This window comes from Aquisalimonas sp. APHAB1-3 (assembly GCF_048323695.1).
Classification (GTDB): Bacteria; Pseudomonadota; Gammaproteobacteria; order Nitrococcales; family Aquisalimonadaceae; genus Aquisalimonas.
In genome coordinates this window covers 225,174-248,071 of sequence record NZ_JBLWFT010000001.1, presented here as the reverse complement: position 1 = coordinate 248,071, position 22,898 = coordinate 225,174, and the positions used below count along the sequence as shown (strand labels likewise).

Below are 22,898 nucleotides of genomic sequence, written 5' to 3'. Positions count from 1 at the left end.
GCGGGCCGGCACACGACGGGGAATACGTTCATGACTGCAGAGACAGCGCAGACAGCCGGCACCGCCCCGGCCACCGTGCTCTCCATGAGCAACGTCGAGGTGATCTACGACAAGGTCTTTCTCGCGATCAAAGGCGTGTCGCTGGAGGTGGGAGACGGTCAGATCGTCGCCCTGCTGGGCGGCAACGGCGCCGGCAAGAGCACCACACTCAAGACCATCAGCGGCCTGCTCGCCCCCGAACGCGGAGAAATCACCCGCGGCCACGTCCTGTTCAACGGCGAGGATCTGGCGCCGCTGGGCGCTGCCCAGCGGGTCGAGCGCGGCCTGGTGCACGTACTCGAAGGTCGACGCATCTTCGGCCACCTCACACCCGAGGACAACCTGCTTGCGGCCTACCCGCTGCGCGGCAGCCGGACCCGTTACCAGGAGCTTCGGGATCAGGTCTTTACCTATTTTCCGCGGCTGAAGGAACGCGCCCGCAGTAAGGCGGGCTACCTCTCCGGCGGTGAACAGCAGATGCTCGCCATCGGCCGCGCGCTGATGACGGAACCCAGACTACTCATGCTCGACGAACCGAGCCTGGGCCTGGCACCCGTACTGGTCGAGGAGATCTTCTCCATCATCCGCGACATCAACGCCAACGAGGGTGTGAGCGTCCTGCTGGTGGAACAGAATGCCTCGGCGGCCCTGGAGATTGCCCACCACGCCTACCTGGTGGAGAACGGCCATATCGTCATGACCGGCGAGGCGGATGTGCTGCGCCAGAACCCGGACGTGCAGGAGTTCTATCTTGGCGGCAGCGGCAAGGTGGACTATCACAATGTCAAACACTACCGGCGCCGGAAACGCTGGCTCGCCTGACGCGAGCCGCGAGAACGGTGGCAGGATCTACCGGACGGAAACGGCTCATGTTACGTTTACGTAAACGAAAAGACTGTCGCCACGAGGAAGTCCAGAGACCATGGAAGCCGTACGGCATGTGAAGAGCGCCCCGGTGTACACGATCGGCGAGCTGGCGCGCGAGTTCGACATTACAACACGGGCGATCCGGTTCTACGAGGATGAGGGGCTGCTTGCTCCGATCCGCGAAGGCCGCAAGCGCCTCTACCGGCGCCGCGACCGGGCCCGGCTCAAGCTCATCCTGCGCGGCAAGCGCCTGGGGTTCACCCTGGGCGAGATCCGCGAGACGTTCGAACTCTACGACCAGGCGCACGGCGAATCCAGGCAGTTGCGCTACTACCTCGGGGTGCTGGACGAAAAGCGCCAGCAACTGAAGCAGCAGCGCAGGGACATCGAGGACGCACTGGCGGAGCTGGAGCAGTCCTATACGAGGTGCCAGGAGCTCCTCAGCCGCCAGAACGATGAACAGACCGGCTGACGGCCACCCCAGACACAGACGATCAACAGGAAACACACGCAGCCTCGGCTGCCGGGGAGACACCAATGATTCAGCTTCCGACCCTGAATTTCGGCCTCGGGGAAGACATCGACATGCTGCGCGACTCGGTGGCGAATTTCGCCGCTGCCGAAATCGCTCCGCGCGCCGCCGACATTGACTCCAGCAATGAATTCCCGCCGGACCTCTGGCCCAAGCTCGGCGACATGGGCTTGCTCGGCATCACCGTGGAGGACACATACGGCGGTGCGGGCATGGGGTATCTCGCACATATCGTCGCCATGGAAGAGATCTCCCGCGCATCGGCTTCCGTGGGGTTGTCCTACGGCGCGCACTCGAACCTTTGCGTGAACCAGATCCGCATCAACGGCTCCGAGGAGCAGCGGCAGAAGTACCTGCCCGGACTGATCACCGGCGAGCACGTGGGCGCGCTGGCCATGTCCGAGCCCGGCGCCGGCTCCGATGTGGTCTCCATGCGGCTGCGCGCGGAACGCCAAGGCGATCACTTCGTGCTCAACGGCAACAAGATGTGGATCACAAACGGCCCCGACGCCGACACCTTGGTGGTCTACGCCAAGACCGACCCGGACGCGGGCAGCAAGGGAATCACCGCCTTCATCGTCGAAAAGGGCATGCCGGGTTTCTCCACGGCGCAGAAGCTCGACAAGCTGGGCATGCGCGGCTCCAACACCTGCGAGCTCGTGTTTGAAGACTGCAAGGTGCCCGCGGCGAACATCCTGGGCGAGGAAGGCCGCGGCGCGCGGGTGCTCATGAGCGGGCTGGACTACGAGCGCGCCGTGCTCGCTGCCGGCCCCCTGGGGATCATGCAGGCCTGCCTGGACGTAGTGGTACCCTACGTGCACGAGCGCAAACAGTTCGGTGAACCCATCGGCACCTTCCAGCTCATGCAGGGCAAGCTCGCCGATATGTACACCACCATGAATGCGTGCCGCGCGTACGTCTACGCCGTTGGGGCCGCCTGCGACCGTGGCGAGACCACCCGCAAGGACGCCGCCGGCGCCATCCTCTACGCCGCGGAAAAGGCCACTCAGGTGGCGCTGGAGGCGATCCAGGCGTTGGGCGGCAATGGCTACATCAACGAGTACCCTACCGGCCGGCTGCTGCGCGACGCCAAGCTCTACGAGATCGGCGCCGGCACCTCCGAGGTGCGGCGCATGCTGATCGGCCGGGAACTGTTCGAACAGACCAAATAGGCGAACCAGCCAATGACGGTGCTGAAATCCAGAATCGACCCCCGCTCCGAGGAGTTCCAGGCGAACAGGGAATCCATGGGCGCGCTGGTGGCCGACCTCCGCGACCGGGTGGCCCGGATCAAGGAAGGCGGCGGCGAGACGGCGCAGACGCGGCATACCGACCGCGGCAAACTGCTCCCCCGGGACCGGATCCGCGTGCTGCTGGACGTGGGCTCGCCCTTCCTCGAGCTCTCCCAGCTCGCGGCGACGGATATGTACGACGACGCCGTACCCTCCGCCGGCATCATTACCGGCATCGGCCGGGTGAGCGGGCGCGAATGCCTGATCATCGCCAACGACGCCACGGTCAAGGGCGGCACCTACTATCCCGAGACGGTGAAGAAGCACCTGCGCGCCCAGGAGATTGCCGCGGAGAATCACCTGCCGTGCATCTACATGGTGGATTCCGGCGGCGCCAACCTGCCCAACCAGGACAAGGTGTTCCCGGACCGCGACCACTTCGGGCGGATTTTCTACAACCAGGCGCACATGTCCGCCGCCGGCATTCCGCAGATCGCCGTGGTCATGGGGTCGTGCACCGCCGGTGGCGCGTACGTGCCCGCCATGTCCGATGAGAGCATCATCGTCAAGGAACAAGGCACCATCTTCCTGGGCGGACCGCCGCTGGTGAAGGCTGCCACCGGCGAGGTGGTCAGCGCCGAGGATCTAGGGGGCGCCGACGTGCACTCCCGGGTCTCCGGCGTGACTGACCACTACGCGCTCAATGACGCCCATGCGCTGGGCATCGTGCGCCAGAGCGTGGAGTACCTGAACGGCACCAAGCGGGTAGAGCTGGACGTGCGCGAGCCGCAACCGCCACTCTACGACCCGGAGGAACTCCACGGCGCCGTTCCCACCGACCTGCGCAAGCCCTTTGACGTGCGCGAAGTCATCGCCCGCATCGTCGACGGCTCCGAGTTCGAGGAGTTCAAGCAGCTCTACGGCACCACACTGGTGTGCGGGTTTGCGCGCATCTTCGGCTACCCCGTGGGCATCATCGCCAACAACGGCGTGCTGTTCTCCGAGTCGGCCCTCAAGGGGGCCCACTTCGTGGAGCTGTGCAGCCAGCGCGGCATACCGCTGGTATTCCTGCAGAACATCACGGGCTTCATGGTGGGCAGCAAATACGAATCGGGGGGCATCGCCAAGGACGGGGCGAAACTCGTCACGGCCGTGGCCTGCTCCGCGGTGCCCAAGTTCACCGTCATCATCGGCGGCAGCTTCGGTGCCGGCAACTACGGCATGTGCGGGCGCGCCTACTCGCCACGTTTCCTTTGGATGTGGCCCAACGCCCGGGTCTCGGTGATGGGCGGCGACCAGGCCGCCAACGTCATGGCGCAGGTGCGCCGGGACGGCCTCGAGCGCAAGGGCGAGCAGTGGAGCGAGGCGGACGAGGAAGCCTTCAAGGCGCCCATCCGCGAGCAGTACGAGCACCAGGGCCACCCCTATTACGCCACCGCGCGGCTGTGGGACGACGGCGTCATCGACCCGGCGGACACCCGCATGGTGCTCGGCCTGGGCATCTCCGCCAGCCTCAACGCGCCGGCGCAGGACACGCGCTTCGGCGTGTTCCGCATGTAACCGGGAGTTTCGGGATGAACGACGAAGCCGCCATTCTCACCGAACAGGCGCACGGTGTCGCCACGGTGACACTGAACCGCCCGGACCGCCACAACGCCTTTGACGACGTCTTCATCGCCGAACTCACCGCCGTGCTGCGGGAGATCGAGCGCGACGACGGCGTGCGCGTGGTAGTGCTGGCGGGCAACGGCAAGAGCTTCTCCGCCGGTGCCGATCTGAACTGGATGCGGCGCATGGCCGGATACACGCGCGAGCAGAACGAAGCCGACGCCCTCGCCCTGGCCGAACTGATGGAGACCCTGGACGGTCTGGCGAAACCCACCATTGCCCGGGTGCACGGGGCGGCCTTTGGCGGCGGCGTCGGGCTTGTGGCCTGCTGCGACATCGCCATCGCCGCAGGCACGGCCAGCTTCTGCCTGTCCGAGGTCAAGCTGGGGCTGATCCCGGCGGCCATCTCACCTTACGTGGTCAAGGCCATGGGCGAACAGCAGGCGCGCCGGTATTTCGTCACCGCCGAGCGCTTCGATGCGGCGGAAGCGGTGCGGATCGGCCTGATACACGAACAGGTACCCGCCGGCGAGCTCGATGCACGCATCGATCACCTGATCACACAGATGCGCGGCAACGGGCCGGAAGCCATGGCCGCCTCAAAGGACCTGGCCCGCGCCGTGGGCCGCGGCCCGGTGGACCGCGCCATGATCGAGGACACCGCGCGCCGCATCGCCGCCATCCGCGTCGGCGCCGAGGGGCAGGAAGGGATCGGTGCCTTTCTGGAGAAACGCAAACCCGCGTGGGTCGAGGAGTCCTGAGGGATGTTGCAGACCGTACTGATTGCCAACCGCGGGGAAATCGCCTGCCGCATCGCCCGCACCTGCCGCGCCATGGGGGTACGCACTGTCGCCGTGTACTCGGAGGCGGATGCGGACGCCATGCACGTGCACGCCTGCGACGAGGCATGGCCCGTGGGCCCGGCGCCCGCGAAGGAAAGCTACCTGAACGTGGACCGGATTCTGGAAGTGGCCCGCCGCAGCGGCGCCGACGGCATCCATCCCGGCTACGGGTTTCTGTCCGAGAACGCGGAGTTCGCCGAGGCATGCACGCGCGCGGGCATCCGCTTCATCGGTCCGCCCGCCTCGGCCATCCGCGCCATGGGCTCCAAGAGTGCGGCCAAGACCATCATGGCGGACGCTGGCGTGCCACTTGTACCGGGCTACCACGGCGACGATCAGACGCCGGAGCACCTGGCCAAGGTCGCCGACGAAATCGGCTACCCGGTGCTGATCAAGGCCTCCGCCGGCGGTGGCGGCAAGGGCATGCGGCGGGTGGACGACCCGGCCGACTTCGCGGAGGCTCTGACCAGTGCCCGGCGCGAAGCGGCGGCAGGCTTCGGCGATGACACCGTACTGCTGGAGAAGTACCTGCTGCAGCCCCGCCACGTGGAAGTACAGGTGTTTGCCGACGACCACGGCAACGTGGTGCACCTGTTCGAGCGCGACTGCTCGGTCCAGCGGCGCCATCAGAAAGTGATCGAGGAAGCGCCCGCCCCGGGCCTGTCCGACGAAAAGCGCCGGGCCATGGGGGACGCCGCCGTGGCAGCGGCGCGCGCCATCGGCTACGTGGGGGCCGGCACGGTGGAGTTCATCATGGACGCCCACGGCGCGTTCTTTTTCATGGAGATGAATACCCGCCTGCAGGTGGAGCACCCGGTCACGGAGATGATCACGGGCGAAGACCTGGTCGCATGGCAGCTTCAGGTGGCCGCCGGTCAGCCACTGCCCCGCAACCAGGACACCCTCGCCTTCTCCGGACACGCCTTCGAGGCGCGCATCTACGCCGAGGATCCGGACCGCGACTTCCTACCGGCCATCGGCACCGTGAGCCGCCTGCGCACGCCCGCCGAGGACGACCATGTGCGCATCGACACCGGCATCCGCGAAGGCGATGCCATTTCGATCCACTACGACCCCATGATCGCCAAGCTGGTGGTGTGGGACGACGACCGGGACAAGGCCCTGCAGCGCCTGCGCAACGCCCTGGCCGGATGGACCGTGGCGGGCACCACCACAAACACGCGGTTCCTGGGCCGCATCGCCGCCCACCCGGCATTCGCCCGGGGCGGGGTCGACACGGGCTTCATCGAGCAGTACCAGGACGACCTCTTCCCTGCGGCGCATCCGGTCCCGGACCCCTTGCTGGCCGTGGCGGCGCTGTATGAGCTGCTCAGCGTCGACCAGGCCGCTGCGGAGCGCTCCCGCGCCTCCGGCGACCCTTGGTCACCCTGGCACAGCACGGATGGCTGGCAGCCGAACAGCGACAATCACCACGTGCTGCACTTCCTGGATGGCGACACCGACCTGACCGTGGTGGCCCACTACCGGCATGACTGCTTCCTGCTGGACCTCCCCCGCGGCACGGTCACCGCCAACGGTACGCTGGGCTCGGACGGCCACATGCGTCTCGTGCTGGACGGCGTCCACCAGGACGCCCTCGCGCTCCAGTCCGGTGACCAGCTCAGCGTCGCCATCGGCGGCGCTGAGCGCAGACTGGTCATCCACGACCCGCTGTCCGCCGGCATGAGCGAGGAACTGCGCGAGGGCAGCCTGACAGCCCCCATGCCGGGCTCCGTGCTGCAGGTCATGGTGGTTGAAGGCGATCACGTGGAGGAAGGTGCGGCACTGATGGTGCTGGAGGCCATGAAGATGGAACACACCATCCGCGCATTCACCTCCGGCCGGGTCGACAAGGTCAACTTCCGCCAAGGCGATCAGGTCTCCGAGGGCGCAGAGTTGCTGACCATCGGCGCGGAGGAGTAACGATGACGGATGTGGTGGACCTGAAGGTCCACCCTACGCACAGCCCGAAGCACTGGCCAACGCAACCGTAGGGTGGACCTTCAGATCCACCAGGCACACGACCCGAAGCACCGGCCAACGCAACCGTAGGGTGGACCTTCAGATCCACCAGGCACACGACCCGAAGCACCGGCCAACGCAACCGTAGGGTGGACCTTCAGGTCCACCACGAACCGCAACCCGGCATCAGCAACACACCCCCGGAGGCCCCATGTCCCTCCCCGACCACGTCCGCATCGTTGAAGTCGGCCCGCGCGACGGGCTGCAGAACGAGACCGTCACCATCCCCACGGCCACCAAGCTGGAGCTCATCCACCGCCTGGCGGACGCGGGCCTGACGACGGTGGAAGCCACTGCCTTCGTCTCACCCAAATGGGTCCCGCAAATGGCGGACCACGCCGACGTGCTGCGGAGTATCCGGCGTCGCCCCGGCGTCAACTACCCGGTGCTGACACCCAACATGAAAGGCTTCGAAGCCGCCGCCGAGGCGGGGGCCGAAGAGGTCGCGGTGTTCGGCGCCGCCTCCGAGACATTCTCCAACAAGAACATCAACTGCAGCATCGACGAGAGCCTGGAACGGTTCCGCCCCGTGATCGAGGCCGCTTCGGAACGGGGCATCCGCGTGCGCGGCTACGTCTCCTGCGTGCTCGGCTGCCCGTACGAGGGCGCGATTGATCCCACCACCGTGGCCCGGGTAGCGACGGCCCTCTACGCCATGGGCTGCTACGAAATCTCCCTGGGCGACACCATCGGCACGGGCACGCCGCTCAAGGCGAAGCGCATGGTGGAGGCCGTGGCCGGGCATGTGCCCATGAACGCCATCGCCGCTCACTTCCATGACACCTACGGCCAGGCCCTGGCGAACCTGTATGCGGTGATGGAGTTGGGCGTGGCCACCGTGGACGCCTCTGTTGCCGGCCTCGGCGGCTGCCCCTACGCCAGGGGCGCCTCGGGCAACGTGGCCACCGAGGATGTGGTGTACATGCTCGACGGCATGGACATCACCAGCGGCGCGGACCTGCAGGCCCTGGCCGCTACGGGGCGGTGGATTTCGGCCGAGCTCGGCCGCGAACCGGTGTCCAGGGTCGCTCGGGCCCTCGCGGCCAAGGGGTGAAGAGTCCACTCGACACGTTTACCGGCGTGACGCTCCCGACGGCCTGAACGTCGCAGGATCACAAGCGCACACCCATCCGCGGGTGCACACTCCTCCAATGGCATTGGAGGTGCCCCATGACGCTGAGTGTTTTCGACTTCTTCCGTATCGGCATCGGGCCGTCCAGCTCCCATACCGTAGGGCCCATGCGGGCGGCGGGGCTTTTCGTCGCGACGCTGGCAGCGGACGGCACTCTGGACCGGATTGCCCGTGTTCGCGCAGAATTGTTCGGCTCGCTGGGGGCCACGGGCCGTGGTCACGGCAGCGGCCCGGCGGTCCTGCTTGGTCTGGAAGGGGCAGACCCGGAAACCGCCGACCCCGAGCGCCTGCCCCGGCGCAGCGCCGCCATCAGTGACGCGGGCGCGCTCATTCTGGGCAACAGTCATCCGGTGGCGTTCGATTCAGCGCGGGACCTGCTCTTCCACGGCCGCAAGAGCCTGCCCGGGCATCCGAACGGGCTGCGCTTCACCGCCTGGGACGGCGCAGGCACCGTTGTTGCCGAGCGCGACTACTACTCCGTGGGCGGCGGTTTTCTGCGTGGGCCTGACGTCAGCGACGAGGGCAGCGACGGCGACCTGAAGCTCCCCTGCCCCTTCACAACTGCGCAGGGACTGCTGGAGTGGTGCGAGCGGCGCGGCTGCCGGATCAGCGACGTGACCCTTGCCAACGAGCAGGTACTGCACACCGAGACCGATATTCGCGCCGGCCTCGATCGGGTTCGCCGCGTGATGGAGGCGTGCGTGGCCCGGGGGTTCGAGCAGGAAGGCGAACTACCGGGGCCGTTCCGGGTCCGGCGCCGCGCCCCCGGGCTCTACCGCCGGCTCACCTGTGGTGGCACGCCGGACCCGCTCGCGGGCATGGACTGGCTCGCCGCCTATGCCATCGCGGTGAACGAGGAGAATGCCTGCGGCGGCCGCGTGGTAACCGCGCCCACCAACGGTGCGGCCGGCATCGTCCCCGCCGTTCTGCACTACTACCTGCGGCACACATCGCAGCCCTCCGACGACGGCGTCGCCCGCTACCTGCTCACCGCAGCGGCCATCGGCATGATCATCAAGCGCGGGGCATCGATCTCCGGTGCCGAGGCCGGCTGCCAGGGCGAGGTGGGCTCCGCCTGCGCTATGGCCGCCGCCGGGCTCACCGAAGTGCTGGGCGGGACACCCGCCCAGGTGGAGAACGCCGCCGAAATCGCCGTGGAGCACCACCTGGGCATGACCTGTGACCCCGTGGGCGGACTGGTGCAGATCCCCTGCATCGAGCGCAACGCCATGGGCAGCGTCAAGGCGGTCAACGCCAGTCGCCTCGCCCTGAGCGGCGACGGCAACCACGTGGTGTCGCTGGACAAGGCGGTGAAGACCATGCGCGACACCGGTCGCGACATGAAATCCAAGTATAAGGAGACGTCGCGGGGCGGACTGGCAGTCAACATCGTGGAATGCTGAACGGGCCTGGCCCGCTACCCCGTGATTGCCAGCACCACGAACAGCGCCGGCACGGCCAGCACGTTGGCAATCACCACGATGCTGGAGGCCAGTCCCTCGTCGCCCCGCAACTGCTGCGCCAGGATGTAGGAGACCGACGCCGTCGGGCAGGCGAGCAGGATCAGCGCAATCTGCGTGTGCTCGGCGGACAGCCCCACAGCCCGGGCCAGCACGAAGCCGATGGCCGGCACCAGGGCCACCTTCATCACCGCCCCGGTCACCGCCCAGCCGATCCGCCCGCGTATGCGCGTGGAGTACAGGGTCGCACCGATGCAGATCAACGCCAGAGGCAGCGCCATCTGCCCCACGGCCGACAAGGTACGCTCTGCGAATGCAGGCAGTTGCAAACCGGAGAAGGCCAGCAACACACCCGCCAGGGACGCGATCAGAATCGGATTGGTGATCAGCCCGTAGACCGCCGGCCTGACCACCCCGCGCCCGGCACCTCCGCCGGAGAGCACCAGCACCACCACCGCGAGCACGTTGTAGAGCACCACCAGGGGCCCGAACACCAGCAGCGCGCTCGCCTCGGCGCTGCCGTTGCCATTGGAGAAGGCGTACAGCACCACCGGCAGCCCGATGAAGGCCAGGTTGCCGCGGAACACGCCCTGCATGAAGGTGCCGTAGGAGCCCCCGGGGAGCCCCAGCACGCGGGCGCCCAGGCCGGCGGCAACAATCGCCAGCAGCGTTGCCGCGGCGGTAACGAACAGCAGTCCGGTGACCCCCTGGATCTGCGGATCGGCCGTGCCGATGCTGTAGAACAGCAGCGACGGCAACCCGACCCAGTAGCTGAGCCGGTTCACCTCGCCAATGGCCTGCGCCGGGAGAAAGCCCGAGCGCGCCAGCGCCCACCCCAGGACAATCACCAGAAACACCGGCGCCAGGATGTTGATGATTTCGAACAGAGCGATGTCCCTCCGGTTTTCTGGAAGTGCGCAGCATTACGGGGTTTGCTGACAACGTCAACACACCAGAAAATCCTTGAACACATCTTCATGTATTGGCATTATCAGGCCATGTCTGATCTGACCGATGACCAACTGACCGAACTCGGCGAGATGTTCCGCATGCTCGGGGACCCGACTCGGCTCGGCATCGTCCTGGCCTGTATGGATGAACCAGTCAGCGTCGGCCACATGGCGGCTCGGCTGGACGCGTCCCAGTCGCTGATCAGCCATCACCTGCGGCTGCTGCGCGCCACACGATTGGTGCGGGGAACACGCCAGGGTCGCAGCGTCCTCTACCAGGTGAGTGACGAGCACGTTCGCACCATGCTCCAGAACATGGTGGAACACATCCACGAAGACACGGGAGAACCATCATGAGTGACGTCGACCGCGTAAAATGCGCCTGCAGCGACTGCGTCTGTGTCATCGCGCCCGAGAAGGCCGTTGAGCAGAACGGCCGCCTCTACTGCGGTGATGCATGTGCCAAGGGGCACGACAGCGGCAGTGGCTGCGGCCACGCCGGCTGCGACTGCAAGGGCTGACCGGCGCTGCCGTTCCCATGGCCCGGGGCAACCGTTCACCCCGGGCCATTCCAACCGATAGCGCTGCAACGACAGGGATGCCCGTCGCCGTCGAGTTGAGTAGAATGGGCCGTGTTCCGCAAGAACCGAAAAGAATCCCAACTGACTGAAACGGGGCTCCGCCCATGAGCCGCAAGACGCCTCTCGCCCTTGCCCTGAACGACGACAGCCGCAGCAGCCGTCCAACCCCCATTACCGCATTCCGCCTGGCACGCCGCTGGTGGCTGGATGGCAAGCGCCTCAACCTCTCCGCCCTGGCGGAAGAGCTGGAGATCGGCCGCGCCACGCTCATGCGCTGGGTCGGCAACAAGGAGCTGCTGCTCGGCGAGATCCTCTGGTCGCTCTACAAGGATGTCTTCGACGAGGCCAAGGCGCGCGCCGACGCCAACCCTTCGCTCCTGGGCGTGGATTACCTGGCGGCCATCTACCACGACGTGAACACGGAGGTGATGGGCGCAGAGGCATTGCACCAGTTCCTGCGGCAGGATCCACAGTTCGCCCTGCGCGTGCTAACGTCCAACGTCAGCGGCCTGCAGCGCCGGCTGATCGATACGTGGTCGGCTCTGTTGCGAGAGCAGGCGGACGCGGGCCGGATCGACCCGCAGCTGGATACAGACAGCCTCGCCTTCTTTCTCGTGCGCATCGGCGAAGGCGCCATCTACAGCGACATCATCTGCGGCCGCGAACCGGGGCTCGACCAGGCGACCACCGCCTTCCGGCTACTGCTCAGCCGCCCCGACACGATCGGCCGCTGACGCCGGCCGGCCGACCGCGGCCGATGCCGACTCGGGCGCATGGAACCGGTGCAGCAGCGTCTCCTGCTGCTGGCGCATCCGCTCCACACTGGCCTTTTTCACGTGGCCGTAGCCACGCACGGCGCCGAACTGCCGCACGAGGGCCACCGCATGATGGTGGTTCTCCGGGCGCAGCCCGGTCAGCAGCTCGTCACACAACCGCTCGAACTCGCCGATCAACTGACGCTCCAGCCGGCGATCCACTGAATACGCAAACGGGTCCAGAACGGTTCCCCGCAGCACCTTCATGCGCGCCAGAACCCGCATGGCCGGGAGTATCCAGGCGCCGAACTCGCGTTTGCGGGGCTCACCGGTGTGCGGATCCCGACGCGCCAGCACCGGCGGCGCAAGATGCAGACGCACCCGGTAGTCGCCGGCGAAGGTCTCTTCCAGTTGGCGCGCGAAGGCGCCGTCGGTATAGAGCCGTGCCACCTCGTACTCATCCTTGTACGCCAGCAGCCGGAAGTAGCTGCGCGCCGTGGTATCGGTGAGCTCCCGGGAGCCGGGCATCACCCGGTGCTCGGCGTCGCGCATGCGTTCCACCAGCGCGGTGAACCGGTCGCCGTAGGCCACGTTCTGGTAGGCAGTCAGGTCGGCGTGGCGGCGCTGGATCCAGGTCTCCGGGTCCGGCGCTTCACCCTCGCCCTGTTCACCCGGTTGCGCCTGGCGCTGTAACGCCTCCAGGTCATGCGCCGCGTGACGTCCCCAGAAAAAGGCCCGCTGGTTGGCTTCAACGGCGGTTCCATTGAGCTCGATGGCGCGGTCGATCGCCTCCGACGAGACCGGCAGCAGCCCCTGCTGATAAGCGAAGCCGACCAGAAACAGGTTCATGGTGGTGCTGTCACCGAACAGGCCCTCGGTGAGTGCGGCGGCGTCCAGGGCGTGACAGGCACCGGCGCGGCTCTGGCCACGGATCTGCTCCACCATCTCACGGGTGGGAAAGGGCATATCCGGGTTACTGATGAATGCTGCGGGCATGACGCCGTGGGTGTTGATCACCGAAGCGGTGCGGCTGGCATCCATGCGGCCGAGGCTGTCCCGGCCGGAGGCCACCACAAGATCGCTGCCCAGCAGAAGGTCCGCCTCGCCCGGGGGGATGCGCGGCCCGTGAAGCTGATCGGGATCACCAGCCATACGGATGTGGCTGGTGACCGCCCCGTACTTCTGTGCCAGCCCGGTCATGTCGAGCACGGCCACACCCTTGCCTTCCAGGTGCGCGGCCATGCCCAGAAGCGCAGCGACCGTGACGATGCCGGTACCGCCCACCCCTGTCACGACGACACCGTAGGGCGTGTCGAGTCGCGGCAGCGCGGGCTCTGCCAGGGGCGGCAAAGCGCTCGGGTCGGCGTTCGCCTCCGGCCTGCGCCGGGTGCCGCCGTGGACCGTCACGAAGCTCGGGCAGAACCCGTCAACGCAGGAGAAATCCTTGTTGCACTGGCCCTGATCGATTGCCCGCTTGCGGCCCAGCTCGGTCTCCACAGGCACCACGGAGAGGCAGTTCGACTTGCTGTTGCAGTCGCCACAGCCTTCGCACACCCGGGTATTGATGAAGGCGCGCTTGGCCGGATCCGGCATGGTGCCGCGCTTGCGCCGGCGCCGCTTCTCGGCGGCGCAGGTCTGGTCGTACACCAGCGCGGTCACCCCCGGCTCCTCGCGCAGGTCCTTCTGAATGACGTCCAGATCACGCCGATGGTGCACCCGGACACCAGGCGCCAGGGGCGTGGACGTGCCGTACTTCTCCGGCTCGTCGCTCACCACCACCGTGCGCCGGACGCCCTCCGCGGCCAGTTGCCGGGTGATCTGCGGCACGTCCAACTCGCCGTCCACGTGCTGGCCGCCGGTCATGGCAACGGCATCGTTGTAGAGAATCTTGTAGGTGATGTTGGCGCCGCTAGCCACGGCGGCCCGAATCGCCAGCAGCCCGGAGTGGAAATAGGTGCCATCGCCCAGATTGGCAAAGATGTGCCGCGTCTCCGTGAACGGCGCCTGCCCGATCCACGGCACCCCCTCACCGCCCATGTGGGTGAAGGTCTCGGTGTGGCGATCCATCCAGTTGGCCATGTAATGACAGCCGATCCCGGCCGTGGCGCGGCTCCCCTCCGGTACCCGCGTCGAGGTGTTGTGCGGGCAGCCGGAGCAGAAGTGCGGCAGGCGCTCCACCAGCGTCCGGCCGGCAGCCAGCGCCGCCTCCTGCTGTTCCAGGAAACGCAGCCGCCGCTCCATGACCGTGCTGGCGTGGAACCGGCCGACACGCGCCGCAATCACCCGCGCCACCTGCCCGGGATTGAGCTCGCCGGCCGACGGGAGAATCCACTCCCCGTACTCGTCATACTTGCCCACCACCCGCGGACGGCTGGCGTGCTCCAGATTGTACAGCTGCTCCTTCAACTGGCTCTCGATCAGCGGGCGCTTTTCTTCCACCACCAGGATCTCTTCCAGCCCGTCGGCGAAGCGACGCACTCCCTCCGGCTCCAAAGGCCAGCTCATGGCCACCTTGTAGAGGCGCAATCCGATGCGCGCCGCCTCATCGTCGTCGATGCCGAGATCCAGGAGCGCCTGGCGCACATCCAGATAGGCCTTGCCGGTGGTGACGATGCCAAGGCGCGGCGCGGGGGTGTCGATCACGATCCGGTCGAGGCGGTTGGCGCGGACGAACGCCAGCGCAGCCTGGAGCTTGTAGCGCTGCAACCGGAACTCCTGGTCCATGGGCCGGTCCGGCCAGCGGATGCCAAGGCCATCCGGCGGCATCTGAAAATCCTCCGGCAGAGCAATGGTCACTCGATCGGGGTCGATGCTGACCGAGGCAGACGCGTCGGCGGTATCAGCGACAACAATGAACCCGGTCCAGCAGCCGCTGTAGCGGGACAACGCCCAGCCATAGAGCCCCAGATCCAGGACATCCTGGACATCGGCCGGGTGCAGCACCGGCATCTGCAGATCCATGAAGGCGAACTCGGACTGACTCGGCAGCGTAGACGACTTGCAGCCGTGATCGTCTCCAGCCACGGCGAGAACACCACCATGGGGCGCGGTGCCGGCCGAGTTGGCGTGGCGGAACACGTCGCCGGTGCGATCCACCCCGGGCGCCTTGCCATACCACATGCCAAACACGCCGTCGTAGCGCGCGCCCGGCCACAGTCCCACCTGCTGGCTGCCCCAGACGGCCGTGGCGGCCAGGTCCTCGTTGACCCCGGGCTGGAAGCGGATGGACTGGCGATCAAGGAACGGCCCCGCGTCCCACAGGGCCTTGTCCAGCCCGCCCAGGGGCGAGCCGCGGTACCCGGAGATGTAGGCGGCGGTATTGAGACCGGCGTTGCTGTCACGCTGGCGCTGCATGAGCGGCAACCGCACCAGCGCCTGAATGCCGTTGAGATACACGCGCCCGGCATCGCGGGCGTACTTGTCGTCGAGGCGAACGTCGGCGAGCACCATCAGGGGATCTCCCTTATCGGACACCCGGTTTGTGCTCCGGCTGCCGCCGGAGCGCGTCGTCCACCATTCGCCTTTTGAGCCCGGCGGACCATCCCCTGACGATCCGCCGCTCCGTCCGGCGAGTCAATTTGCACTGCAGCATGCCGTAACCCGCGGACGCCGCCCTCAGGCCGACAGCCCCGGGATCACATGGCGCTCCAGCACCGCCCGACTGGCTTCCGGGATGACCACGGCCTTGCGCGCGTCCAGGTCCAGCAGCACGGCGACCGCTTCTGCCGTCGCCACGCACTCCCCCGTTGCCCCGTTGAACAGCCAGTGGCCGAACTGATAGGTCTTGGTCGAGACCGCCTTGATGCCGCTGCGCAGCTCCAGCAGATCATCCCCGGATACCGGCCGCCGGTAGACGAAACGGTACTCCAGCGCGGCGCCACCGAGCGGGCTCTCGGACCGGTCCTCCGCGGTCAGGTGCACCAGCAGATTGGGTATGGCGTCGGAGACGATGCCCATGTGCGCCTCGGTGGCGAGGCGGCCATGGTGGTCGCACATGCGCGGCAGAACCGGCCCCTTCCAGGTGCTCAACATGCCTTTGTCCACGGCCTCGTCCAGGGTCGGCTCCGACCTTGGCGGCGCCATCTCAAGCCCCCGCGGAGCACCGTGGGCGGGGACCTCCGTGCGTAGGGGCTGCGTCTGCTCCAGCACGTGCTCCGGGATCGGCCTGGATTCCCTGCTAACGCCATCCTGCAGCGCCACGGTCACGATGAAGGAGGCCGCCAGGTCACCGCTCGCCGCGTTGACCATCTCCTGGTATACCACCAGCCGCTCGCGGGTCGCCTCGACGATGCCGGCGTTGATCACCAGCGGTGCTCCCGGGCGCTGCTCCCGGAGAAAACGGACATGGTGCTCCGTTGGCACCAGGCAGGCGCCGCTCTCCCGCGCAAACCGTGGGCCCAGCCCGAGATGCTGACCGAGCATGGCGAGGGCGGCCACGGACTTCTCCACATAGAACTTGACGTTCATGTGGCCCATCATGTCGATTTCCCACGACTGAACGCTGTTACGGTAGACTTCCAACAGGGGTGTCATGATTCGCGTACCATCCCGTTTGTCATGTTGATGTGCCGGCGCAGCCGGATTCTACACGCCAGGCCGGGGCAGACGTCTCCATCCTGCAACAGGTCGAAGGCGACGCGCATTGTGCTAGCGTTGTCCGATCTCAACATACAACACTGTCGGGGGATCACCAGAGCAATCCCGCTCTGGACGAACCGCCGGGAGAACGCATCAACATGCACAGTCTTCGCACACGGATTACAGCGGAGATCCCTCACCTGCGACGTTACGCTAGAGCGCTTGCCGGCTGCCCGGAAGAAGCGGATGATCTCGTCCAGGGCTGTCTGGAGCGTGCTCTGAAGAACGCCCGGAAGTGGGATCCCGACAAGGGCTTGCGCTCGTGGCTGTTCCGCATCCTGCACAACAACCACGTCTCACGCCGGCGTTCCGTCGACCGTGAACTCCACTTCCGGCGCCACTTTCGAGAGCCGGATGCCGTCGCTGCCGGACAGGAGGTTTCCACTGAGCTTGATGGCGTGCGGGCGGCCATGGCAGAACTACCGGAAGAGCATCGTAACGCGCTGCTGCTTGTTGCGGTGGAAGGCTTTACCTACGAAGAGGCCTCGGAGGTGCTGTCAGTGCCCGTAGGCACACTGCGCTCCCGGCTTTCCCGGGCTCGGGAAGCGCTGAGGACAAAAACCAACGGCGCATCGGCCAAGCGTGTGGAACGAGGTGCCGAATGAGCAACGACACCGTCAGTTCCGAAATGATCAACGCCTATCTGGATGGCGAACTGGATGGGGCCGAGCAGGCGCGCGTTGAGAATCATCTCGCCCGTAACCCGGAGGCCATGGAGACCGTGCGCGATTATGAAGCGCAGGCCCATGCATTGCGTCAGCTCTACGACCCCGTGCTGGATGAACCCATTCCCGACCGCCTGCTGGACACCATCACCCCCGTCGAGGCGCACGACGGCGCCCGGGTCAGCTGGCTGCGGCGCAGCATGCCACTGGCCACTGCGGCCTCGGTTGCGCTCGCTGTAGGCGTGGTCGCCGGCTGGATGCTGCGCAGCGACCTCTACGAACAGGAAGCCGAACGCATTGCGATGCAGATGTTCCTGCAGCAGGCGTCCAGCTCGTACTCCCTCTATGCCCGCGAGGATTCGCCCTGGCGGGAGACTCGCCTCGAGGAAGACCGGGACCGCTTCGGCGAGTGGTTCCGTGAGCGAAACGAGCTGGAAATCGCCGCACCCGAGCTGGACGACGACGGCTTCCAGTTCATCGGCGGGCAGGCGCTTCCGGCCTCGTCCGGCTCCGCCGGCCAGATGCTTTACCGCAACGATGACAACCAGATGGTCGCCATCTATTTCCAGTCCCGCGGTGACGACGGAGTCCTTTCACGCGCGCTCGAGCGCAATGGTCGCACTGCATTCCAGAAGCAGGACGACCTGTCCATGTATCACTGGAACTCGGAATCCGGCTCGACCCGCTATGCGGTGCTCGGCTCCGTGGATCAGGACATGCTGGGTTCACTGGCGGAACGGGCGTTCGACCACTTCCGCTAGCCGTTCCACCGACCGCATCACATTCCATGGAACTCTTCCGGCACATCCTGCGTATGTATGGATAGACGACGGCGCGAAGGGGCGACCCGCCCCGCCGTCGTCCGAATCCCGGCCCACGCTCGGGCCGGACACGGACTGTCAGAAGGAAGGTAATCGACGATGTGGAAGCTACGCCACGCCCTGCTCATTCTGCTCCTGGGCCTCGCCCTGGGCACGCTGGGTCTCACCGCCTGCGATGACCAGGGACCCGCCGAAGAGGCCGGCGAAGAAATCGATGACACCGCCGATGACATCGGCGATGAGTTCGACGACGCCGGTGACGAGGTGGAAGACGCGTTCGACGACTGACGCAGCCACAGTAGCCCGCAGCACCACCCTGCCCGTTGGCGGCGGGGGCGCTCTCTTTTTGCCATGAGACAGGAGACTCATCATGACGCACACAAGGATCTGGATTCCGCTCGTGATCACCGGCCTGATGGCCGCGCCGGCCACGGTGGTCGCACAATCAGCGACGCAACCGGAGGTTCGCGGCTACCTGGGCGGCGGCCTGGGCTACTATCGTCTCAACGACGAGGACTTCCCAGAGTCTGATGATGACATCAAGGACAATCGCTGGTCCTGGCGCGTGTTCGCCGGCATGGAGGCCAACCGCATCTTTTCACTGGAAGCGGGCTATATCGACCTCGGCACCGCCGAGGACGGCAACCTCGATACGGATATCAACGGCTGGACCATCGCCGGCATGGCCGCGCTGCCGGTCACGGAATTCTTCGCCCCGTATGCCCGGGTTGGCCAGTTCTTCTGGGACCGGGAGCGCAGCTCCTCCGGTCCGCTGGACGCCAGCTACAGTGACGACGGCAACGACATGTTCTACGGCGTCGGTGCACGGTTCACCCTGACCGAGCACACCGACCTGCGTCTCGAGTACGATCGGATGTCGGTTGACGACACGGATGTCGATCTGGCTTCGATCAACATGCAGTTCCGTTTCTAAGGCGCAATCCCGCAGTACGGGCCGGCGACTCCCCCCCGCCGGCCCGCCCTATTTCACAGGCGCGCCCCTGGTGAGCATACGGGTACCATTGATCCCGTGCGTAGCGAACCGGACAGCTTGATGGCGGACCTGAAGGTCCACCCTACTCGGTGACTAGGCACTACGCCTTCCGCAGGGTAGACGTTCATGTCTACCAGCCGGCGTATCCCCCCCGGGCGATGCATCGTCAATCCCCCCAGAGCGCATCAAGCCGCGCATCCCGGCCGCAACTGGTGCGGTAGAAGCGGTACCGCAGCGGGCGGTTCTGGTAGTAGTCCTGGTGGTAGTCCTCGGCAAGATAAAACGTGTCGGCATCGCGAATCCGGGTGACGATCGGATCCTCGAACCGCCCGGACGCCTCCAGCGCCTGCAGCGAGGCTTCGGCCTGCTCCCGCTCCGCCTCATTCGCCACGAAGATGGCCGCACGGTAGTGACCGCCCCGATCGCAGAACTGTCCGCCGTCATCGAGAGGATCGATGTTGCGCCAGAAGACCTCCAGCAGCGACTCGTAATCGATGCGCTCCGGATCGTAGGTGACGCGCACCGCCTCCAGATGACCGGTGTCGCCAGCGGTCACCTGCTCGTAAGTCGGCTCCTCCACATGCCCGCCGGTGTAGCCCACCTCGGTGCCGAGCACGCCGTCCAGCTCATCGTAGGGCGGTTGCATGCACCAGAAACAGCCACCGGCAAAGACGGCCTGGCGCTCGTCCGCCACGGCAACGCCGGTCAGGGCCACCCCCAGCAGTAGCCCCACGGCACCCGCCAGTGCAGCAGTCAGTCGCTTCATGTGGTGCGCCCCCTCAGTTCGGGCAGCGGATCGCCGGAAGGCACGAAGCGTAGCGCCAGCCCGTTGTTGCACCAGCGCTCGCCCGTGGGCTCGGGGCCGTCATTGAAGACGTGCCCCTGGTGTCCGCCGCAGCGGATGCAGTGATACTCGGTACGCGGCCAGATCAGTCTGAAGTCGAGCCTGGTGCCCACGTGCCCGTGAAACGGTTCGTAGAAACTCGGCCAGCCGGTACGGCTGTCGAACTTGGTCTCGGAGCCGAACAGCGGCAGGTGGCAGGCCGCGCAGATGTAGGTGCCGTCACCGTACTCCGAGTCCAGCGGGCTGGAGAACGACGGCTCGGTCCGCCCGCGGAACAGCACCTGCCAGACGTCGTCACTTAGCATGCCCCGCCACTGCTCCGCCGTCCGGCCGAGACGCTCCAACTCCCGGGCGTCCACCGACACATCGTGGTGCGCAGCGCGCGCACGCGCCGCCAGAAGCCCGGGTGGCAGCATCGACAGCACACCCAGTGCCGACGCTCCGCCGATGAAACGACGCCTGTTCATCACGTTCCTCCACCCTCACCCATGCCTTTGACACCCGGGTGGGGGTAAAGTTGACAGGGCGTTCCGCCGGAGTCAGCCCCGGCCGGGCTCGCCACCCCCGGGCTCCCCGCCCAGCGGCCGGTAGGTGTCGCGCAGCACGTATTTCATCAACTTCCCCGACGGCGTGCGCGGCAGTGCGTCCACGAACACCACGTGCCGTGGCCGCTTGTAACCGGCCAGGCGCTCGCGGCAGAAGTCGATCACCTCCTCCTCTCCGAGGCTGGCACCGGCGCGCGGGACCACCACGGCACAGACCGTCTCCACGAACTTCGGATCAGGCACGCCGACGATGGCCACCTCGCGCACGTCTTCGTGCCGCATGAGTACATCTTCCAGCTCGGCGGGGTAGATGTTCTCACCGCCGCTGCGGATCATGTCCTTCTGGCGGCCGGCGATACACAGCAACCCGTCCGCGTTCAGCCGGCCGAGGTCCCCGGTGCGGCACCAGCCATCCACGAACGTCTCCGCCGTTGCGTCCGGGCGCTGCCAGTACTCCGTGCAGACGACCGGGCTGCGGATCCAGATCTCGCCCTCCTCACCCGCCGGCACGGGTTCGCCCGATTCACCGCGGATGCTGATCTCCGTGAACGGCATGGGGCGTCCCACACTCTCGGGCGCATGGCGGGTTTCCTCCCCCGTGGTGGCCGCTGCGATGGGTGTCCCCTCGGTGAGGCCGTACACCTGTACCAGCTCGATCCACGGGTAGCGTTCGTTGATGGTCTGGATGGCCCATGGCAGCAGCGGATCGCCGCCACAGAGAATCCGGCGGACGCTGCCCAGCTCCACGGGCTGACCGTCGTCGAGCTGAACCAGGTCATAGATCATGAACGGGAACAGGAAGACGTCGGTCACGCCGCGCGCGGCGATGATGTCCAGCACCGTGCGGATGCTGAACCCGCCGCTCTCCAGCACGACGGCGTGGCCACCCACCGCCAGGGCGGCGCTGGTCAGGTCCTCGACGGCACCCACGTGGTACATGGGGCCCGTGGTCATGGCCACGGTCTGCTCGTCCAGCCGCCACTGCATGGCCTGCATGGCGGCAAACCACAGGGTGTTGGCGTGTTTCCAGAGGGCGCCCTTGGGCCGCCCGGTGGTGCCCGACGTGTACATGAGCATGGCCGGCGCATCCGCCGCGGGCACGGGCACGTCGGGTTCGCCGGCGGCCCCCTCCTCCAGCACGGACCAGGGATGGGCCCAGCGCGGCACCGGGGCATCGCCATCGGCCAGCGCGATCCACTCACCGGCTGCGACCGTCTCCCGGATGGGGTCGACGCGCTCGGCCAGGGAGGCGTGAAAGCAGACGGTGCGACTGCCGGAGTCGTTCAGCGCATAGGCCAGTTCTTCCGGCGCCAGACGAAAGTTCAACCGGACCGCAACGGCGCCCAGCCGCATGACGGCCAGATAGAGCGCCCAGTACTCGAGGCAGTTGAACAGCAGAATCCCCACGCGGTCGCCTTTACGGACTCCGCGGGCGTGAAGGCTGTTGGCGTAGCGGCAGACTCGGTCATCCAGCTCCGCATAGGACCAGCTCGCGCCCGCGCCGAAGGATACCGCCGGCTGTCGGGGATCAATGCGGCTGCCCGGCCAGCCGGTTCGCCGCGCGATAAAGCCTGCGTCCATGATCATCTCCTCCGGTGATTCCTGTTATTGCCATCGTGTCAGGTGGTTCGCCCACGGAACAAACGCACCCGGCGGAACTTGAACAGCGGAATCAGCAGCATGCCGGCCACGAACCCGCCGATGTGGGCCAGAAAGGCGACGCCGGGCTCATTGGGGTCCACCGTGGCGCTGCTCAGCAGCTGCAGCCCGAACCACGCCAGCAGCACAATGCCCGCCGGGAGCCGTACCGGGTAGAAAATGATGCCGAGCGGGATGATCACCGTGATCCGGGAGAAGGGGTGCAGCATCAGATAGGCGCCCAGCACCCCCGAAATGGCGCCGCTCGCACCGATCATGGGGATCTGCGACTCGGGGGCCGCCAGCCCGTGGGCAAGGGCGGCGAGAATGCCGCACAGGGCGTAGAACACGATGAACCGCATGTGGCCCATGGCGTCCTCGACGTTGTTGGCGAACACCCACAGGTACAGCATGTTGCTGATGAGGTGCATCCAGCCACCGTGCAGAAACATGGACGAGATCAGTGTCGCCCAGGCCGGCACGATCTCCAGCGACGGTGGCAACTGCGCATGATCGAAGAAGACGGCGGGAATGAATCCGTAGCCGTGCACGATGCCGGCGTGTTCGCGCGGATCCAGCCCGATCTGCCAGACGAACACGCCGATGCAGGCCGCCAGCAGGGCCCAGGTCACCAGTGGCGCGATACGGGTGGGGTTGTCGTCGGCGACCGGGATCATGCCGGCGCTCCTGTGTGGCCGTCCGGGAGTCCGTCAGACGGCGACAGTACCACACC

General features: G+C 66.7%; 22 protein-coding genes. 15 read left to right on the top strand and 7 right to left on the bottom strand.

Features of this window, described 5'->3' with window-relative positions; genetic code table 11:
- The first annotated feature begins 30 nt into the window (after positions 1–30).
- From ACNSTU_RS01140 to ACNSTU_RS01105, 8 genes are all read left to right on the top strand, one after another.
- Positions 31–861, top strand: coding sequence for an ABC transporter ATP-binding protein (locus ACNSTU_RS01140; RefSeq protein ID WP_290631935.1), 831 nt, complete (start codon positions 31–33; stop codon positions 859–861).
- A 100-nt stretch (positions 862–961) separates the two neighbouring features.
- Positions 962–1,378, top strand: coding sequence for a MerR family transcriptional regulator (locus ACNSTU_RS01135; RefSeq protein ID WP_290631937.1), 417 nt, complete (start codon positions 962–964; stop codon positions 1,376–1,378).
- 68 nt (positions 1,379–1,446) lie between these two features.
- Positions 1,447–2,610 carry an isovaleryl-CoA dehydrogenase gene (locus tag ACNSTU_RS01130; RefSeq protein WP_366925964.1) on the top strand — a complete coding sequence of 388 codons (1,164 nt, stop codon included), beginning with the start codon at positions 1,447–1,449 and terminating at the stop codon, positions 2,608–2,610.
- Between the two features lie 12 nt (positions 2,611–2,622).
- On the top strand, positions 2,623–4,230 hold the full coding sequence (locus ACNSTU_RS01125) for a carboxyl transferase domain-containing protein (RefSeq protein WP_290636814.1): 1,608 nt from the start codon (positions 2,623–2,625) through the stop codon (positions 4,228–4,230).
- A 14-nt stretch (positions 4,231–4,244) separates the two neighbouring features.
- Complete coding sequence (locus ACNSTU_RS01120; protein ID WP_290631943.1) at positions 4,245–5,039, top strand: enoyl-CoA hydratase/isomerase family protein; 795 nt, start codon at positions 4,245–4,247, stop codon at positions 5,037–5,039.
- A gap of 3 nt (positions 5,040–5,042) precedes the next feature.
- Complete coding sequence (locus tag ACNSTU_RS01115) at positions 5,043–7,043, top strand: acetyl-CoA carboxylase biotin carboxylase subunit (RefSeq protein WP_290636815.1); 2,001 nt, start codon at positions 5,043–5,045, stop codon at positions 7,041–7,043.
- A gap of 250 nt (positions 7,044–7,293) precedes the next feature.
- Positions 7,294–8,196, top strand: a complete 903-nt coding sequence (locus tag ACNSTU_RS01110; protein WP_290632697.1) for a hydroxymethylglutaryl-CoA lyase — start codon at positions 7,294–7,296, stop codon at positions 8,194–8,196.
- Positions 8,197–8,312: 116 nt separating this feature from the next.
- Positions 8,313–9,677, top strand: coding sequence for an L-serine ammonia-lyase (locus ACNSTU_RS01105; RefSeq protein ID WP_418212008.1), 1,365 nt, complete (start codon positions 8,313–8,315; stop codon positions 9,675–9,677).
- Between the two features lie 14 nt (positions 9,678–9,691).
- Here ACNSTU_RS01105 and ACNSTU_RS01100 read toward each other — a convergent pair whose 3' ends face one another.
- Positions 9,692–10,600, bottom strand: a complete 909-nt coding sequence (locus tag ACNSTU_RS01100; RefSeq protein WP_366925979.1) for an AEC family transporter — start codon at positions 10,598–10,600, stop codon at positions 9,692–9,694.
- A 132-nt stretch (positions 10,601–10,732) separates the two neighbouring features.
- On the opposite strand from ACNSTU_RS01100, the gene ACNSTU_RS01095 reads away from it, so the two are divergent.
- The 3 genes from ACNSTU_RS01095 to ACNSTU_RS01085 all read left to right on the top strand — a co-directional run bounded on the left by ACNSTU_RS01095 (position 10,733) and on the right by ACNSTU_RS01085 (position 11,999).
- Positions 10,733–11,041, top strand: a complete 309-nt coding sequence (locus ACNSTU_RS01095; protein ID WP_290632703.1) for an ArsR/SmtB family transcription factor — start codon at positions 10,733–10,735, stop codon at positions 11,039–11,041.
- On the top strand, positions 11,038–11,205 hold the full coding sequence (locus tag ACNSTU_RS01090; protein WP_290632705.1) for a metallothionein: 168 nt from the start codon (positions 11,038–11,040) through the stop codon (positions 11,203–11,205). The genes ACNSTU_RS01095 and ACNSTU_RS01090 overlap by 4 nt, the downstream gene beginning before the upstream one ends.
- A 164-nt stretch (positions 11,206–11,369) precedes the next feature.
- A complete protein-coding gene (locus ACNSTU_RS01085) occupies positions 11,370–11,999 on the top strand; it encodes a QsdR family transcriptional regulator (RefSeq protein WP_290632707.1) in 630 nt (209 codons plus the stop codon).
- Here the strand turns inward: ACNSTU_RS01085 and ACNSTU_RS01080 are convergent.
- On the bottom strand, positions 11,964–15,494 hold the full coding sequence (locus ACNSTU_RS01080; RefSeq protein ID WP_290637734.1) for an indolepyruvate ferredoxin oxidoreductase family protein: 3,531 nt from the start codon (positions 15,492–15,494) through the stop codon (positions 11,964–11,966). The two genes, ACNSTU_RS01085 and ACNSTU_RS01080, sit on opposite strands and share 36 nt — an antisense overlap.
- A gap of 141 nt (positions 15,495–15,635) precedes the next feature.
- Positions 15,636–16,553, bottom strand: coding sequence for an acyl-CoA thioesterase (locus ACNSTU_RS01075; RefSeq protein ID WP_418212007.1), 918 nt, complete (start codon positions 16,551–16,553; stop codon positions 15,636–15,638).
- Between the two features lie 203 nt (positions 16,554–16,756).
- On the opposite strand from ACNSTU_RS01075, the gene ACNSTU_RS01070 reads away from it, so the two are divergent.
- The 4 genes from ACNSTU_RS01070 (at position 16,757) to ACNSTU_RS01055 (ending at position 19,078) form a co-directional block, all read left to right on the top strand.
- The gene (locus ACNSTU_RS01070) at positions 16,757–17,263 is read left to right on the top strand and encodes a sigma-70 family RNA polymerase sigma factor (protein ID WP_290637732.1); all 507 of its coding nucleotides are present in this window, start codon (positions 16,757–16,759) and stop codon (positions 17,261–17,263) included.
- The gene (locus ACNSTU_RS01065) at positions 17,260–18,084 is read left to right on the top strand and encodes an anti-sigma factor family protein (protein WP_290637730.1); all 825 of its coding nucleotides are present in this window, start codon (positions 17,260–17,262) and stop codon (positions 18,082–18,084) included. The genes ACNSTU_RS01070 and ACNSTU_RS01065 overlap by 4 nt, the downstream gene beginning before the upstream one ends.
- 159 nt (positions 18,085–18,243) lie before the next feature.
- Positions 18,244–18,432, top strand: coding sequence for a hypothetical protein (locus tag ACNSTU_RS01060; protein WP_290630855.1), 189 nt, complete (start codon positions 18,244–18,246; stop codon positions 18,430–18,432).
- An 82-nt stretch (positions 18,433–18,514) separates the two neighbouring features.
- Positions 18,515–19,078: a porin family protein gene (locus tag ACNSTU_RS01055; RefSeq protein ID WP_290630853.1), complete on the top strand. Its 564-nt coding sequence runs from the start codon at positions 18,515–18,517 to the stop codon at positions 19,076–19,078.
- A 226-nt stretch (positions 19,079–19,304) separates the two neighbouring features.
- Here ACNSTU_RS01055 and msrA read toward each other — a convergent pair whose 3' ends face one another.
- From msrA to ACNSTU_RS01035, 4 genes are all read right to left on the bottom strand, one after another.
- Positions 19,305–19,904 (bottom strand): peptide-methionine (S)-S-oxide reductase MsrA, encoded by a 600-nt coding sequence (gene msrA / locus ACNSTU_RS01050; RefSeq protein WP_290630851.1) that lies wholly within the window; start codon positions 19,902–19,904, stop codon positions 19,305–19,307.
- Positions 19,901–20,449: a peptide-methionine (R)-S-oxide reductase MsrB gene (gene msrB / locus ACNSTU_RS01045; protein WP_290630848.1), complete on the bottom strand. Its 549-nt coding sequence runs from the start codon at positions 20,447–20,449 to the stop codon at positions 19,901–19,903. Before msrB ends, msrA begins: the two co-directional genes overlap by 4 nt.
- Positions 20,450–20,521: 72 nt before the next feature.
- Entirely contained in the window at positions 20,522–22,108 is a 1,587-nt protein-coding gene (locus ACNSTU_RS01040) for a class I adenylate-forming enzyme family protein (RefSeq protein WP_290630846.1), read from the bottom strand.
- Positions 22,109–22,146: 38 nt separating this feature from the next.
- The gene (locus ACNSTU_RS01035) at positions 22,147–22,842 is read right to left on the bottom strand and encodes a rhomboid family intramembrane serine protease (RefSeq protein ID WP_290630844.1); all 696 of its coding nucleotides are present in this window, start codon (positions 22,840–22,842) and stop codon (positions 22,147–22,149) included.
- Positions 22,843–22,898: the final 56 nt, after the last annotated feature.